This window comes from Streptococcus fermentans (assembly GCF_040888305.1).
In the GTDB taxonomy this organism is placed as follows: Bacteria; Bacillota; Bacilli; order Lactobacillales; family Streptococcaceae; genus Streptococcus; species Streptococcus fermentans.
This window is the reverse complement of the sequence record NZ_JBFNFG010000001.1, coordinates 421646-437479: the sequence shown is the minus strand read 5'-3', so window position 1 is coordinate 437479 and position 15834 is coordinate 421646. Positions and strand designations below refer to the sequence as shown.

Sequence of the window (15834 nt, the reverse complement as noted above, 5' to 3'; positions counted from 1 at the left end):
AAAGGTTCCTAGAGTATTCTAAGCCTCTTTTTTCTTGCGCTTGCTGTAGAGCAGGCCTGTAGCAACACTTCCCATTGCTAGAGCAGCCAATAGTAAATCTGCAGAATCCTTCTCCCCTGTTGAAGGTAAGCTTCGTTCTGGTTGAGTTACTGGTTGTTGCGGATGTTCTTCAGGAGTTTTTGGCTCTGGTTTTGGTTCCGGTTTTGGCTCTGGCTTTGGTTCTGGTTTTGGTTCTTCATTTTTCGGTTGTTCTGGTTTTGGTTCTTCTGGAGTATGAGTCACAACCGTATTGGAAACAACTTCCACACCATTAACCGTATGATAGTAAGTATTTTCTACTGTTCCTGACTGAATACGTGTCATTTGTAGATATACTTCTGCTTGAAACTCTGATGTCTCTAAAATTGACTTCAAGAAAGTATCATCAAAGCTAATATCTACTTTACCTTTAGCCTTGTCTACTACTTGACTTGTGAACTTAGTTAATTCATCACCAGCTTTGAATTTTTGGCCATCACTTGTTTCAAAATCTACAGCCGCAAACACTTGATAAACACTCTGATAATCATCATGTGTTTCATCGTAGTCATCGCTAAATTTATACTCAAACAACTGTTCTGAGCGATCTTTTGGAATCAAGGAACCAACTAGTTTATAATTAAATGTTTGATTCATCTTGACCTCTTTTCCATCTAAACTTTCCTTGCTTAAATGGTCGATCACTACATCTTTCTTCGGTTCAATCTTTGGAACATTATTGACTACTGTTTCAGTTACATAGGCCATACCAAAATCAATTTGGTAGGCTGTATTTTCATACTTACCACCTGTTTGACCCAATTCCTTCTTAACAGTCATTGGATTAGTAATCGTCAAAACTTCACCAGTTTGAACGTAGGTCTTGTAGAATTCCTCTGGATTCTCTGCCTCAAATACTTGAATCGCTCCTTTCGGAGTGAAATTGCTAGACTTCAAAGCTTCTTGTACACCTGATGGAGCTTTTTCTAGACTTTCATAAAGAGCCATTTTCAAACCTTTAACCACTTGACCTTTAGAATCAGTTACTTGAACACCATCTTGATTGATCGTAACAGCTCCTTCTGGATAATCATCAACGATGTAGAAGCCTTTACCAATACGATCTTTATCTACTTCAATACCCTTGTATTGGCTATAATCTGCAGTTACCTTGTAGTAGTTTACAGATCCTGCCAAGACTTGTTTCCCATCGATGTCGACACCCGCCTTGTTCAGATTCTTCTTGGTTGGTTTAACAGTAGGAACATTATTGACAACTGTATCAGTTTGATATCCGTTACCGAAATCAACTTGGTAAGCCGTATTCTCAAATGATTTTCCTGTATTTCGCAGTTCTTCCTTAGTTACCATTGGATCAATAATTGTAACGGATTTTCCTGTTTTGATATATTGGTTAAAATAGGCTTCTGGATCATCCACTAAAAATACTTGGAAAGCTCCCTTAGGCTTAATTTCAGAACTATCTAGAAAGGCTTTAACCTTATCATTATCAACAGATTCAATAGAATCGTACTGATACACTGAAATACCAGAAACTTCTTTTCCTTCACTATCAATATAACGAATATCTGATTGATTAATAGTCACTGCTTCTTCTGGATAATCATCAATTGCACCAAAGCCTTTTAGAATAGCATTTGGATCTGCCTTTATTCCCTTATACTGATCATAATCCAAGGTTATATGATAGTAATTTGTTGAACCAGCTAGAACTGTTTTTCCATCAATAATAACACCATCCTTATTATGATTGTGTTTGAGAGGCTTGATTAAGTTGTTATTTGGATTGTCTGGATCATTCGGTTTACCAGGTGTTGAAACCTGAACAATATTTGAATAACTTTCATACTTATTGTTGATCTTTAATTGGAAGTTATTCTTATAAGTTGCACCATCATTCGTTACTTTACCAACTAAAATTGGAGCTGGAACTAGCACTTCTTTACTTAAATCTTGATTAAGCTTAGATTTCAAACTTTCTAAGCCTTTCACGCGAACAACATGGCTCGATTCGTCATAAGTTAATTCAAAATCTGAGCTAGCCTTCTTTGAAGCTTCTACATCTAGTACAAAACCTGAAGGCAATGCATCTACAATTTCAAAGTCTGTAATAGCTTCACGATTAGCTGGAAGAGGCTTAGTTGTTAATTCCCACTGAACTGTTGAAAGCTTAGGTACATAGCTTTTATCGATAGATTCTCCTGCAGAATTCTTTACAAACTTTTCTAGGTTAGGTACTGCCTGTAAACGAGCATATCTAACTCTAACAGTTGGAGCTGGCAACGAAGACGGGAGCTCTTTTTCCTTTGGCTCCTCAGGTTTTGGTGGTAGTGCTTCCTCTACTTTCCCTTTTGGGGAACTTGGTAGAGGAGTTTCCTTCTCGTATGTTACGGCAGCAGGTTTTGGTAATAGAGAAATCTTTTTCAACTCTGTTCCTTCTCCCAGAATAGTAAAAACAACACTCTGATTATTTCCACTTGCATTCACCTGATCCCATTCGTATGGTGTTCTTCCCTCTGTTGAGCCCGGAGAAGAAGTATGGAGGTAGGTCATACTAGAGCCATATCCTACTGAAGCAAAAGATCCTCTTGGAATATCTGACGAAGCATCAACTGCATCTTCTACTCCTTTCATAACTCGACCATCAAAATTAAGCCCAGAATCTCTTGAATTAATGACTACCCCTCGACCAGATGAACCATAACTAAGATTTGAACCTTGTCCCCAATCTACATCTGTAATAACTGTTCCGATTAAGAGAGAAATCGGAGTTGATGTTCCCTCTACATAAAAATCATAAGTCAACCCCAGACGGGTATGATTGTTATATTTTACATAAAAACTGCCACCATCTCCACTCTTAAGGTAGATATTTGGATCTGTTACAGGAATACCATTTCGCACCTCACCTTGGTAATCGCCTAAATCAGAAACCCTAACTTTTGCCATAATTTTTCTACCATCTGTGAGTGTGCCGATATTATGAATATAAAATGTAGCTCCAACAGTAGGATTTTGGATCACATCAAACTCTCCTGCACCATCTTTAGTAACTCGAGTTCCAGTATCTCCTGTTACATAAGTATCTGCATGATATCCTAAAAATCCTTCCATATTTTCTACCCTGAGATCATCATCTGGTACTACTGTAAAGTCATTATAATATGCCAAGCTACCACGACCAGATGGGTTAAAGCCTCCATAGACTTTAAAACCTGTATCAGAACCGAATAAAGGTTTGCTTGATTGAATTGCCTCTTTCTCAGCTTTAACAGTTGCTAGCTTATTTTTATACTCTGTCAAAGAAGTTTCATAAGCTTCTTTCTTAGCTGTGTTTCGTTTTCGGATTTCTGCATTTTCTTTACTGATACGATCAATTTCTGCCTGATTAGCCTGCTGATTTTTTTCATTCTCTTCACGTATTTTCGAATTATTCTGATTGATACGCTCAACTTCAGATTGATAAGAAGCTAAATCCTTTTGATATTGATCTTTCTTTGCAGCATTTTCTTCTTGTATTTTCTTACGTTCCGCTTGATTCTGTTTTTTATCTTCGAGATATTTTTTAGTAGTTTCCGCAATACTATCCGCTTGTGTTCGATAATCGCTTTCAACTTCCTTTTGCTTTTGATCCAACTCAGAAGCCGAACTCGCTGTACCTTTATCTACTACAGAATCAAATTCTACATTCACCCCAGCTTCCTGTGCCTTTTTAACAGTTTCATCTAAACCTGAATGTGAAATAGAAACTTCTAATGAACCTGTTTTTTCTTCACTCTTTCCTTGGTTATCTGTAGAAATACTACTTGGATTCGTCTGTGCATAGGGAGCATTTGTGGCTGGATTTTCAGTTCGTTCATCTGCTCTAACCGGACTAGTCATCAAGCCCAAGGCAGCTAGACCAAGAATTACTCCACACGTTCCCCATCGTCTTGTTTTTCGGATTGAACCGATTGCTTGTGTCTCGTTATTAAATTTCATTCATTCTCCTTTTTTATTATCCATTCAATACATCCTTTACAGCACTAGTTTTAGGAAGTTTTTTAGGTTCTTCCTTCTTTGGTTCAGCAACTTTTTCTTCCGTTTTCTTTGGCTCAGCCGGTTTCTCTTTTTCTTTATAAACAAACTTAAGTGTTTGTTTATCCGCAGAAACCTTCCCTTCCAACTCTTCCGGAACTGCCTTCAAAACATAAGTTGTATCTTTAACTGTAATTTCTGTTTCAACATCACGATCAAATTTCCAGTCTTTACCTACAAGCTCTCCAGCTTTGGAAATAACTTCAGAATTCATGATTTCCTCGCCCTTTTCGTTGACAAAGATAGCTTTAACTTCCTCGCCTTTTTCATGTGCCAAGTAAGTCAGCAAAAGGTCATTTTCAGCAAACTTCCCTTTCTCTTCGCCTTCTTTAAGGGTAACTTCAAATCCATCAACAGTCGGAGCTTTGATATCATAATCATCCCCAGAGAATCCCTTAGCTACAAGAATATCCTGATCAATCTGCTCATTCGTTAAAGCATTCAGAACCTTGACTGTTAAAGAATAAACCTTTTTATCTGCTGGTTTCTTTTCATACAGATAATGTAGTTTAACAGTATCCTTAGTAACTTTTCCAGAAGATTCTTTAGGCTCACCAGTCAATACATAGGTTTCACCATCAACGGTCAATTCCTTCTTAACTTCAGTTGCCTTCCATTCACTACCAATCTCCTTACCAGCTTCGATAATTGTGATATCGCTTTGCCCAGGAATTTCTTTTCCGTCCGCTGTTCGGAAATCAGCAGTAACAGCTCCACCTTCGTTTTTGATAGAATCAGATTTCTTAGCCACTTCTTTTCCATCTAGTGACACTGTACCTGTTGCAGTACCTTCTCCAGTAAAGCTATAAACGATTGAGTAATCACCATCAGGTAGTTTTTCTGAAAAATCAACCTTCCCATCTTTGACCGGTAATTCTTTATTGACTTTACCACCTTTTAACAAAGCCTTAGTGATTTTTATTCCATCTCCACCGATGGCAACTTGAGCTGTTTGATCTGCGCCCTTAGAGGTTTGTACTTTAATAGTTGCAGTTTCCATGAACTGTTTAACCACTTCAGCATCTACAATTGACTTGTCTTTACCAGTCATATCGTAGATATTAGGATGACCCAATTCTTTCATTTGCTCAATTGAACGCATAGAGTTAGTGTCGTTGTCTGTAACCTGATTACGGTTTACAACTGACATAAAGGTCTTAGCCCGTCGTTTTGCCCACTCTGCGAAAGATTTGTCCATTTCTTCTGGTTTACCTTTATCCATCCAACCATCAGTGTATTGGATAACTGAGACTGTATCAGAAGATTTAGTGATTTTCTCTACAATTTCTTCAAAAGGAACAACCACATCTACAGATTCATCAATGTAACGATGTGCACCCATTGCATTTGCCAAGCCTTGGAAGTATTGACCATAGTTTTGGTAAGTAGGATCTTTTTCTGATGGTGCGTTAATTTTCAACAAGTTATCAATAATTTCAAGTGCTTCTTGTTTTGTTAGAAGAGCTGAAGAAATTCCTTTAGTGTCGTTCATAACCTTTTTAGTACTGGCATGATACGAACTTTGTCCGTAATTGTCAGGATATAATTGGATGATATGACGACTATCTGGGTTCTTATTGGCTTCGATAATCTTCTTACTCAAACGAAGTGAATCTTTTACTTTACCGGCATACGAACTAGAGTAGTCATATACATGGACAGTCGTAAGAGGAGCAATTTCATTTGTTGTGCTCGTATTTGTAGGAGCTTTTGTCTTAAACTGAAGCTCATTAGATCCTGCTTTATCTTCACCAGTTACTACTGTATTTTCAGTAGTTTTTTGTTCTGGAGAAAAATCAGGTTGTTTAGGATCAACTGGTTCTGGATTAGGATTTTTAACCTTAGGCGCATCTTTCTTGACCTTTTCAATTTCAATTTTGGTCTTTTCCAAATCCTTGAATTTGTCGGATTTATTATTGCTAACCTTTTTTTCGTCACCCCCAGAGGATTCTGTATCCTTCTGCTCTGTTTTTTCAGTCGTAGCTGATTTTACTGAAGATTCACTTTTGGATTCATCTGCTTGAGCTATTGCCGAACCGACAAGCCCAACTGCAACGAGTCCTAGTGCTACAGAACATAGACGTTTTCCATATTTTCTATAGCTAAATGTTTTTTTCATAGTATCGCCTTTCTAAATGTTCATTGGAATATTTTCTAACGGATATAATTGATGGATCTCTTGCTCTAAAATATACAATTATCATTTTTCCTCCAACCAAAAAGTCACCAAGAAACCTTGATGACTTTAATAAATTTAATTTTCCTTAGATTCTCGTTTGATTTTCAACAGACTTAAAAGTGAAACAGTTACCATTCCCAATAACCAGAGACTAGAAGATTTTTCTCCCGTCTTAGGTAATTCGTATGTTGCAACTGGTGCTTGATAAACTGGATCTTTGACTTTTGCCACTTGTTCATGTACATACTTCGCAGTCTTACCATTTTGAAGAACTGGAGTAGATTGGGTTCCTTCTTGTTCAATACTTGCTTTTTGAACAGTCAACTCTTTTTGATGCTCAATTTCTTGTTGTGTTTCTAGATAATCACGATAAGCCGACAACAACTCTTTATGAGCCTCTAATACCTTTCTTTGTTCTGCCTTTGCAATTTCTAGTTTTTCTAGTGCTAACTCAAGAACGGATTTCTTTTCTTTCAAAACTTCTTGAGCAGCTTCAAGATTAACTTTTGCCTTTTCTAAGAGTTGTGGGGCATTCTTCAAAACTTCCACTCGCTCTTTTGATGCTTTCAAGGATTCAGTTGATTCTGAAAGTAAAGCTTGACGATTGAGAACAAGTTCTTTAATTCGAGTAAGTTCACCTTGTTTAGCTAATAATGCCTCTTTCTCAGCAGTCAAAGCTTCATTCAGTGATTTCCATTCAGTTTGTTTTTCAGCTAGTTTATCTTTAGCTAACGCAAGTACTTCACGTTTATTTTGTACGTCCGCATTCAACTGTTCCAAAGCCTCTTGCGCTTGTTTATTTTCTAAACTAGCTTTTTTAAGGTTTGCTTCCGCCCTCTTTAACTTAGCTTCTGCTTCAGGAGTTTTTAAAGCAATATTCTGAATATCATTACGATTAGTCACTGCATTTTGCGTAGTAACTTCTGCTTGAGTATATTCTGTCTGTGCTTGTTCTTTTCTAGCTTGTGCATCCTTATGATTCGTTTTCGCAGTCTCATAAGTATCCTGAGCCTGTGCCACAGAATTTCTAGCTACTTGAATTCTTTCCTGAAGACTAGCTAGATTATTCTTAGTATCAACTTTAACATTTTGATGGAAACCATTTTTCAGCAAATCAATTGTTTTAGAATCTGTTCCAACATAGTGCATCGCAATCAAACTAAGATCTGTCTTTCGGGTTGCTACACCGATATACTGTAGCGTGACTGACTTACGATCAAGTCCTGCAAAGTTTAAAGCATGACCCCAATCAGCGTGCTTATCATAAAACAGCATCATAACCATGTTGTTGTATGCCTGTTGTTTCAGATCAGCTAATGTGACTACATCATCTGCATTTTGAAAGCCTATATTTTCAGCAAGCAGACCTTGATTCCCTTGATTCAAACCAACTTCTTTCGCAACTGTATTCAAAGCATCTAGATCATGGCCGTACTGATTAGTAGATAGTTGGCTTGCTTTCTGTGCCACTTTCTGCATATCTCGATTCACTAAGACTGGAAGATCATCTGTTCCCATCAATCGACGGAAATCATTAATCAAATGTGCATTGAAAATGGCAAGTTCATCTTGAACTTCAGCAGATAAATGATTGACATCAGCAATTACAGTCTTTTTATCTGCTTCACTCTGCTTAAATGGAGAAGTTGGATTGCCGTAATAAGTCTCACCACCATCTGGAGAACTAAATCCAGCAGCAGTCATTCCTTTCTTGGCAATTTCTTGTAACTTATTTGAATTTTCTTCAGTGGGGTTATTGAAGTAAGCCTTTAAAGCTTCTACATAGCCAGCAGGATAAGTGATAGAGGTCGTTGTCAAACTATCCAGGATACTTTGAGCCTTAGATAGATTCTCTTTAGCTACTCGATACTGATTTTCAGCATTAACAGCGTGAGTGGTTGCTTGAGCTAGTTCCTCCGCTTTCACTAATCTAGTTGCTTCTGTAGTCGTTACTTCTTCTTCTGCCTGTTTCAGTTTAGAAGCACGTTGATCATCTGCTTCTTTAGCAAGTTCCAACTCTTGTCGAGCTTGTGATTCAGCTTTTTCGCTCATTTCCAGGTTTCGCTCAGCAGCTTCAGCATTAGCAACAATGCCTGCAACTCCAGTTCCGTCTAAAATAGCTTGTTTTTCAGCTACAATTTGTTCGGAATCTGTAACTTCTTCTGTTTTGTCAGCAAGTTTTTTTGTAGCTTTTTTGACACTTGCTTCCTGATCAGTAACATTCTTTTCAGCTAGCTTTTGTTGTTCTTCAGCAGAGGACAGTTCTTCTTGAGCCTTCTTCTCAGCATCCTGTTTTTCAGCTACAATTTGTTCTGCATTCTGGATATTTTTAGGAGTAGCTTCCTGGACAAGTTTCTCCGCTTGAGTAACAGCTTCTGTAGCTTTTTCAACAACTCTCTCTGCATCGTTTACCTCGTTTTGATTAGAGTTTACAATCTCCTCCTGGTTTTGTACGACTGAGTTTGCCTGTTCCACATTTCCTTGGGAGATAGCAACATCAGTTTCTGTAACTGTTTTTTTAGTTACTGACTTCTGTTGGCCCCCTGAAATTGGCTCTGTAGGCTTTAATTCTTCAGCGGAAGCTTGAGTCGTTGCTCCAATCGCTGCTGTTGCGACTGCACTTGCCAATAAAACTTTCTTAACTTCTTTCATCATTTCCATTTGATTTCTCCTTTTTGATATTACTTAAAACAATGCTTATTTGAATAGTCTTTTAGTTCTCGTGAGATTTTATCAGACAATTTATTTGGGATAAAAGTCATATATACTAGAATCCCAGAGGCTAAAAGAATAACTGTAAATATTATCTGTATAATACTCATTTCTTCACCTTTTCATAACATCACCTATCTGCTTTCAGCAACAAAGAAACAGTTCCTTGCTCCTCAAAACAGATAGATGAGGACTCTATCTGTTAAATTTTACCGCTAGGTCGGTGATAACCTTTACCAGTTAGCTGTAAGATTGATTTATTTCCTTGTTTAATTCGTCTAGCAACTAAAATATCTCCACGTTTAATGGTGCGTATATCTCTATAGATTTTAGAGTATTCTGCAATCATTTCAACCGTTTGAAGTTTTCCTGCCACATATCCTTTTTTGGGAATAAGACCATACTTACTAGTTAATTTCATTTCTTCACCACTTGCAAGCCGTGCGGTTGCATCACCTTGCAAACCTAGTCGTCTTAAATCAGTGAGTGTAACCTCACTAGTTGATTTTATTTGATTCATGTTGTCCTCCTTTTTGAATCAAAGGCTGATTTACAGCCATGCCGAGTTGATGCCGTACATCTCTACTGTGTTTTTTACGCACGATTTATAGTTTAGAAATCGCAAACTCTTTCGTCTTACGGGACAAGTCAACCGTGACTTTACATAATGCAGTCGGCACTAGATATACTTTCTAGATACACACCGCCCCTATTCTTCTTTTTATGCCTAGACTGCGCTAATCGGGACAGTGGGGATATTCAATTTTCAAAGGTCATGAGTAGTTTTATGACTTGCTCAGGTCAGATATCACATATAAAAATTACTTTCTGAATAATTTTTTTAATGATTTTCAATACACTTTCGAGCGTTACTATTGTAAATCGCAAGTAACCCATTAAAAACATATTCAGCAATTACTTCTGATGAACGGGCAAATCGCATATTTTCTAAAGCATACTGATAGCGTTCTTCAAATGGCATCATGATATAGGCTGCCATCGTATCTGAGTAATTTTCTTCTAAAAGTTGAGAATAAACTAAATCATAAATATAATCCTTATCATACTTGCTAGCTTTATCAACTTTTCTGGAAAGTCTGTCTTGTTTATTATTTTGGGAATTTCTAGGGAACCTCTCCTCGTCCTCCTCATAAATAACTAATTCAGTGTCTTTATTATTAGTCTCACTATATTCAGTATCGTTAGAGTCTAAATTTGACACCAGGCCCGTATAAATCTGACACCCCCTGGTGTTTTTTTGACACCCCCCTGGTCTAAATCTGACACCCCCCTAGTATCAGATTTGGAATCACCTGATTTATCAACCATTCTAGCAACTGTGTCATCTTGCAAGAGACCAAGGTAAATTCGGTTAGCTAGATTTCCTGATTTACTTGTAGATTGTTGAACCTCATGAATTAATCCATACTCTGTTAGTTGCTTCTTAATTCTTAATAGGGTAGATTTCGAGCAACTTAGTATCTTCATCAAATTAGAGTTGGAATAAACCAGATAAATATTTCCATTCTCATCAATCCAATTATTCTTGAAAGAAAGATCTAGTCTATCTTTAAGCATGGCATAAGCGACTTTTGCATCTAACCTCATATCCTCATAAATAGGATTTTCAAACAAAACCTTTGGTAAGGCATAAAAGCGATCAGATGTCTGATAATGGCTAGCACTAATAAACTGAATTTGTTTCATAAATTACACCTCTTTCAGTCTAAAGTCACCATTCATGGTAAATCCTATCAACCCAAAGGCCTCAAGTTCTCCTATACTTGCTATTATTTCTTTTCGTGTTGAACCTGTTTCCTTCATCAAAAACTGGATTATCATCTCTCTTGAAATTCTCTCCTTACTTTTTCGTCTCATAATTTTTCCTCCCAAAATACAAAAAAGAACTAACGGATTTTCCGTTAGTTCAATATTTTCTATTTATCTCAAAACACTAGACACTTACATAGCAAAATTCCTAAAAAAATCGCTACTAAACCACCTAAGTAGGTTAAGAGAAAATATCTGTAAAAGATCTTCTTATCCGTTAAGAGTTTTTGGAGTTCATCATTTAAGGTTGAAAAAGTGGTTAGACCTCCACAGAAGCCTGTAGCAAGGATAGCATAGAGCTCTTTATCTTCTACATAATTGTAAAATAAACCAATTAAAAAACAACCTAAAAGATTTGCTAGAAGTGTTCCTAATGGTAAAACTCTCTTTTGATTGAGGGTAGAAAGGAAATAACGAACAAGCGCTCCAACGCCACAAGCAAGTACTAAATACATGATTACCATTTCTTCCTCCCTAAACAATAAGCCAATAAAAGTCCACCACCAATGCTCAGAACTAGATAGATTACTAGACTTAGGTAAGAACCTGTATCCAGCAATTTCACGCCATCTAACATGAGGCTTGAAAAAGTCGTTAAACCTCCACAAAAGCCAGTTCCAAGCGCTAAAATGACACCTTTACTGCTACCCTTATAAACTAGATAACCTTTTACAAGATAGACTAAGCAGAAAATTCCTAGATAGTTGACAAGAAGCGTCCCCCAAGGAAAATCTGGGCTAGCTGGCAACCATCTCGAAATCTGATATCGGACCAGTCCTCCTAGCATGGCAGCTAGAAAGATTCCTAGTGGGTAAAATTGTTCTTTTTTCATTTGATGTTTTTATCCTGATAATCGCGTGAACGTTTGAGAATGTCTGAAAAAGTCGCGACAATTGTCTCTTCGTATTTTTTATTGCTGACACGACTTCTGACTTTTTCAAAGATAGCTTCTTCTCTTTTGGTGTCCAAAATCGGTTTTCCTGAAGTCTTTTTATAAGCAACTACGCCTTCCACAAGATGCATTCTTTCTTCCAAGAGCTTCACGATTTGATCATCAATTTGATCGATTTCTTGTCTAATAATATCTAAATCCATAGAGTCTCCTTTTTATTTGGATGATTTTAGCAAAAATCTTCTAGATGAAATGGTACATTTTTAGGAACAACTAACAAAAACTGCACTGACAACTTTCATCAGTGCAACTTCATGCTTATCCTACTTTAGCAGCCAATTCTTCTGCGAATTGTTCCAAGCGTTCGATATCTTCTTCTTCTGCAGAGAGATCCACTTTGACGCACTCAGATCCCTTTTCAGCTCCTGTTGCCACAAATACACGATCAAAGTCATCAACAGCTTTACAGAACTCATCGTAGAAAGTATCGCCTGATCCTACCACACCGTAGATCTTGCCACTCAAATTAAGATCTGCTAGGTCTTCGTAGAAGTCCATCATCTCATCTGGTAACTCTCCATCACCATATGTGTAGGTTGCAACGATTGCTATATCTGCTTCAAGAAAGTCAGATGCGTCAACAGTTGTACACTCATCAACATCTACCTCTAAGCCCAATTCACGCAATTTATCTGCTACAATATCTGCAATTTCTTCGGTATTACCGGTCATACTGGCAAATACAATTTTTGCTAATGCCATATCGTCCTCCTCAATTTATCTTCCTCCATTATATCACATCTTTTTCATTTTAAAAATAAAAACTCTTGTGCTACAATGAAATAAGAAAGAATTGAGGTTACTTATGGAAATTTGCCATCAAATTTTAGAAAAAATTAAAGCATACGATACCATTGTCATTCACCGTCACATGAAACCCGATCCTGATGCCTTAGGAAGTCAGGTTGGACTCAAAGCACTTCTGGAACATCATTTCCCAGAAAAAAAAATCAAGGTAGTCGGTTATGATGAACCGACCCTAACATGGCTTACAAAGATGGATCAGGTAGAAGACAAAGATTATCAAGGAGCACTTGCTATCATTTGTGATACAGCAAATACTGCTCGTATCGATGATAAACGTTATATCAATGCTGAAACCATTATTAAAATTGACCATCATCCAAATGATGAAGTATACGGAGATCTTGTTTGGGTAGATACCAACTCAAGCAGTGCCAGTGAGATGATTGCTCTCTTTGCTGAAGCAACTAATCTTGAATTATCTGACTATGCAGCTAAAATGCTATGCGCTGGAATTATTGGCGATACCGGCCGTTTCCTTTATCCGTCTACTTCTGCTCGTACCCTTCGAATTGCTAGTAAACTAAGAGAACATAACTTTGACTATGCTGAATTAGCACGTAAAATGGACACCATGAGCTTTAAAATTGCTAAACTTCAAGGTTATGTCTATGATCACTTAGAAGTTGATGAAAACGGTGTTGCGCGTGTCATTCTGACTCAAAAAATTCTAAAAACATATCAAGTAACAGACGCAGAAACAGCAGCCATTGTTGGTGCTCCAGGACGTATTGATACTGTTAACCTTTGGGGAATATTTGTGGAACAAGCAGATGGCCACTATCGCGTTCGACTTCGCAGTAAATTCGTTCCAATCAATAGTGTTGCAAAAGAACATGATGGTGGAGGTCACCCACTTGCAAGTGGTGCTAACTCCTATAGCCTAGAGGAAAATGAAGTCATCTACCAAAAATTAAAAAACTTACTGAAAAAATAGATAAAAAGCTTGCCAAACTTAGCATAATCTGTTAGACTAGTATGGTAACAATCTATGGCTCGCAAAGAGACCATGGCAGAAAGGAAATATTGCAAAATGAAAAAAGATATCCATCCAGAATATCGCCCAGTTGTCTTCATGGACACAACTACTGGTTACCAATTCCTTAGCGGTTCAACAAAACGCTCTAACGAAACTGTTGAGTTCGAAGGCGAAACTTACCCATTGATCCGTGTGGAAATTTCATCAGACTCACACCCATTCTACACTGGACGTCAAAAGTTCACTCAAGCAGATGGACGCGTGGATCGTTTCAACAAAAAATACGGTCTCAAATAATCATAAAAAGAACAGTTCTAGCTGTTCTTTTTTGTTTCTTCAAATCAGGAGTCAACGACTACTGCTGTTCCACTACAAGTGACCATTAGCATACCATTTTCAGAACCTAAGGTTTCATAGTCCATTTTTATACCTATAATAGCATTTGCTCCACGTTCACTTGCACGCTCCATCATTTCTGCTATAGCTTCTTCTCTTGCTTGAGTCAACTCGCCTTCATAACTACTAGCTCGTCCTCCAAAAACATTACGAAAGCCAGCAGCCATATCTTTGAACATATTAACTCCAGCAACTACTTCACCAAAGACAATTCCTTTGTAGGCTAGGATTTTTTTCCCTTCAATTCCCGTTGTTGAAATAATCATCTTCCTTTCCTCCTAACTTCTTTTATATAATTGTAAACCCTTTCACTAACTCTGTCAAGAAATACTATAAGGGGCTCAATACTTGAAAGGAAACTCTTCTCACCATCCTTGTTTGCTATCCATTTAGTGCCAATTGTATGGATGGTGGCCTAAATCTTTTCTTTGCAAGCCTAACTTGAGATAGGCTTATCGGCTTCACCGTTCTTGCCAATAGTAGATCTTAGAATCTATGACTGGTTTAGAAGATACTGTTCTCTCTTGCCCCAAAAATACAAAAAAAGCCTATCGACCAAGCTAAAAAGCTTGATACAATAGACTTTTTCTAAATTCATTATTTAACAGCGTCTTTAAGAGCTTTACCAGCTTTGAATGCTGGAACTTTTGAAGCTGCGATAGTGATTTCTTTACCAGTTTGTGGGTTGCGACCTTTACGTGCTGCACGCTCACGAACTTCGAAATTACCAAAACCAATCAATTGAACTTTTTCACCAGCTGCAAGGTAATCAGCTACTGCTGCAAATACAGCATCAACTGCTGCTGCTGAGTCTTTCTTTGTCAATTCTGTAGCTTCTGCTACTTTAGCGATCAAATCTTGTTTGTTTGCCATGTTAATAATTCCTCCAAATATTTTCTAATTAACAATTACAATCATATCCTAAATTCTCTTGTAGGTCAAGTCAAAAACGCTATTTCTTGCTATTTTCTTTATTTTTTTAGGACTCATATCTGACTAAAATAGCCCAAGCATTTTCACCTGTATGGGTCTGAATAATAGAACCTGTTTCAAGTACAGAGATTGGTTTTTCAACGAATGGTTGTAGGATTTCTTTCATCTCTTCTGCCCAGTCCCGAGTTCCAGAATAGGAAATACCAATCTCAGAAACAGAACGCTCTGACAGTTTTAAAACTAGTTCATCCAACCATTTCTTAAAGGTTTTTGCTCCACGTCCTTTAACGATTGGTTGCAATTCATCATCTTTCATCTGCATGACTACGCGGATATTTAATAGAGAGCTTAAAAGACCTGTCACTCGGCCAATACGACCACCTTTAACAAGGTTTTCCAAGGTAGAAACACCAATATAGAGCTCTGTGTTCTTCTTTACTTCTTCAACATGAGCCACAATTGTTTCTATGTCTTGTCCTTCTTGAGCTAACTTAGCTGCTTCAACCACTTGAAATTTTAGGGCTTGATCTGTAAAAGAACTATCCAATACGGTCACATTAGCCGTTGATAAACTTGCACCTTGACGAGCTGCTTCGACAGTTCCTGATAAGGCATGAGACATATGAATGGCTAAAATTTGACTACCGTCTTTACTTAACTCATCAAAAATCTCAGCAAAGAGTCCAACTGGAGGTTGACTTGTTTTAGGCAGATTTTTACTCTCTTTCATCAAGCGAAGAAATTCCCCTTCTTCAAGATCAGCATCCGAATAAAGAACACTATCAATCATTACAGAGAGCGGAACGACGGTAATATTTAATTCTTTTACCACTTCTGGTTCAATGGTAACAGAAGAATCTGTTACGATTTTTACTTGTGTCATAATTCAAATCTTTCTATATTTCACTTTTTGAGTGAGTTTTTCAATTTAAC

At 37.4% G+C, this 15834-nt stretch carries 14 protein-coding genes and 1 pseudogene; 2 read left to right on the top strand and 13 right to left on the bottom strand.

Translation table 11 applies throughout. The features are described from left to right. Positions 1–18 precede the first annotated feature (18 nt). From AB2B50_RS02100 to AB2B50_RS02055, 10 genes and pseudogenes are all read right to left on the bottom strand, one after another. Positions 19–4020: an SspB-related isopeptide-forming adhesin gene (locus AB2B50_RS02100; RefSeq protein ID WP_320692117.1), complete on the bottom strand. Its 4002-nt coding sequence runs from the start codon at positions 4018–4020 to the stop codon at positions 19–21. Between the two features lie 16 nt (positions 4021–4036). Beyond that, positions 4037–6235 (bottom strand): MucBP domain-containing protein, encoded by a 2199-nt coding sequence (locus AB2B50_RS02095; RefSeq protein ID WP_320692118.1) that lies wholly within the window; start codon positions 6233–6235, stop codon positions 4037–4039. 135 nt (positions 6236–6370) lie between these two features. Next, positions 6371–8956, bottom strand: coding sequence for an SEC10/PgrA surface exclusion domain-containing protein (locus AB2B50_RS02090; protein ID WP_320693286.1), 2586 nt, complete (start codon positions 8954–8956; stop codon positions 6371–6373). Positions 8957–9209: 253 nt separating this feature from the next. Further along, positions 9210–9527, bottom strand: a complete 318-nt coding sequence (locus AB2B50_RS02085) for a hypothetical protein (RefSeq protein ID WP_084946241.1) — start codon at positions 9525–9527, stop codon at positions 9210–9212. 321 nt (positions 9528–9848) lie between these two features. Then, a pseudogene (locus tag AB2B50_RS02080) lies at positions 9849–10714 on the bottom strand (replication initiator protein A). A 3-nt stretch (positions 10715–10717) separates the two neighbouring features. Then, positions 10718–10885 (bottom strand): hypothetical protein, encoded by a 168-nt coding sequence (locus tag AB2B50_RS02075; RefSeq protein ID WP_049509457.1) that lies wholly within the window; start codon positions 10883–10885, stop codon positions 10718–10720. A 68-nt stretch (positions 10886–10953) separates the two neighbouring features. Continuing rightward, positions 10954–11301 carry a fluoride efflux transporter CrcB gene (gene crcB / locus AB2B50_RS02070; protein WP_320692121.1) on the bottom strand — a complete coding sequence of 116 codons (348 nt, stop codon included), beginning with the start codon at positions 11299–11301 and terminating at the stop codon, positions 10954–10956. Further along, positions 11295–11669, bottom strand: coding sequence for a fluoride efflux transporter CrcB (gene crcB / locus AB2B50_RS02065; protein WP_320692122.1), 375 nt, complete (start codon positions 11667–11669; stop codon positions 11295–11297). Before crcB (AB2B50_RS02065) ends, crcB (AB2B50_RS02070) begins: the two co-directional genes overlap by 7 nt. Further along, on the bottom strand, positions 11666–11932 hold the full coding sequence (locus AB2B50_RS02060) for a chorismate mutase (RefSeq protein ID WP_320692123.1): 267 nt from the start codon (positions 11930–11932) through the stop codon (positions 11666–11668). The genes crcB (AB2B50_RS02065) and AB2B50_RS02060 overlap by 4 nt, the downstream gene beginning before the upstream one ends. A gap of 115 nt (positions 11933–12047) precedes the next feature. After that, positions 12048–12491 carry a flavodoxin gene (locus tag AB2B50_RS02055; RefSeq protein WP_001162134.1) on the bottom strand — a complete coding sequence of 148 codons (444 nt, stop codon included), beginning with the start codon at positions 12489–12491 and terminating at the stop codon, positions 12048–12050. A gap of 103 nt (positions 12492–12594) precedes the next feature. On the opposite strand from AB2B50_RS02055, the gene AB2B50_RS02050 reads away from it, so the two are divergent. Together AB2B50_RS02050 and AB2B50_RS02045 are read left to right on the top strand one after the other, a co-directional pair. Continuing rightward, positions 12595–13530 (top strand): DHH family phosphoesterase, encoded by a 936-nt coding sequence (locus AB2B50_RS02050; RefSeq protein ID WP_061863180.1) that lies wholly within the window; start codon positions 12595–12597, stop codon positions 13528–13530. 96 nt (positions 13531–13626) lie between these two features. Next, positions 13627–13869: a type B 50S ribosomal protein L31 gene (locus AB2B50_RS02045; protein WP_000710764.1), complete on the top strand. Its 243-nt coding sequence runs from the start codon at positions 13627–13629 to the stop codon at positions 13867–13869. A 44-nt stretch (positions 13870–13913) separates the two neighbouring features. Here AB2B50_RS02045 and AB2B50_RS02040 read toward each other — a convergent pair whose 3' ends face one another. The 3 genes from AB2B50_RS02040 to AB2B50_RS02030 all read right to left on the bottom strand — a co-directional run bounded on the left by AB2B50_RS02040 (position 13914) and on the right by AB2B50_RS02030 (position 15784). After that, the gene (locus tag AB2B50_RS02040; RefSeq protein ID WP_061863181.1) at positions 13914–14234 is read right to left on the bottom strand and encodes a heavy metal-binding domain-containing protein; all 321 of its coding nucleotides are present in this window, start codon (positions 14232–14234) and stop codon (positions 13914–13916) included. Positions 14235–14565: 331 nt separating this feature from the next. Beyond that, the gene (locus AB2B50_RS02035) at positions 14566–14841 is read right to left on the bottom strand and encodes an HU family DNA-binding protein (protein WP_001284633.1); all 276 of its coding nucleotides are present in this window, start codon (positions 14839–14841) and stop codon (positions 14566–14568) included. 106 nt (positions 14842–14947) lie between these two features. Then, on the bottom strand, positions 14948–15784 hold the full coding sequence (locus AB2B50_RS02030; protein WP_320692124.1) for a DegV family protein: 837 nt from the start codon (positions 15782–15784) through the stop codon (positions 14948–14950). Positions 15785–15834 lie beyond the last annotated feature (50 nt).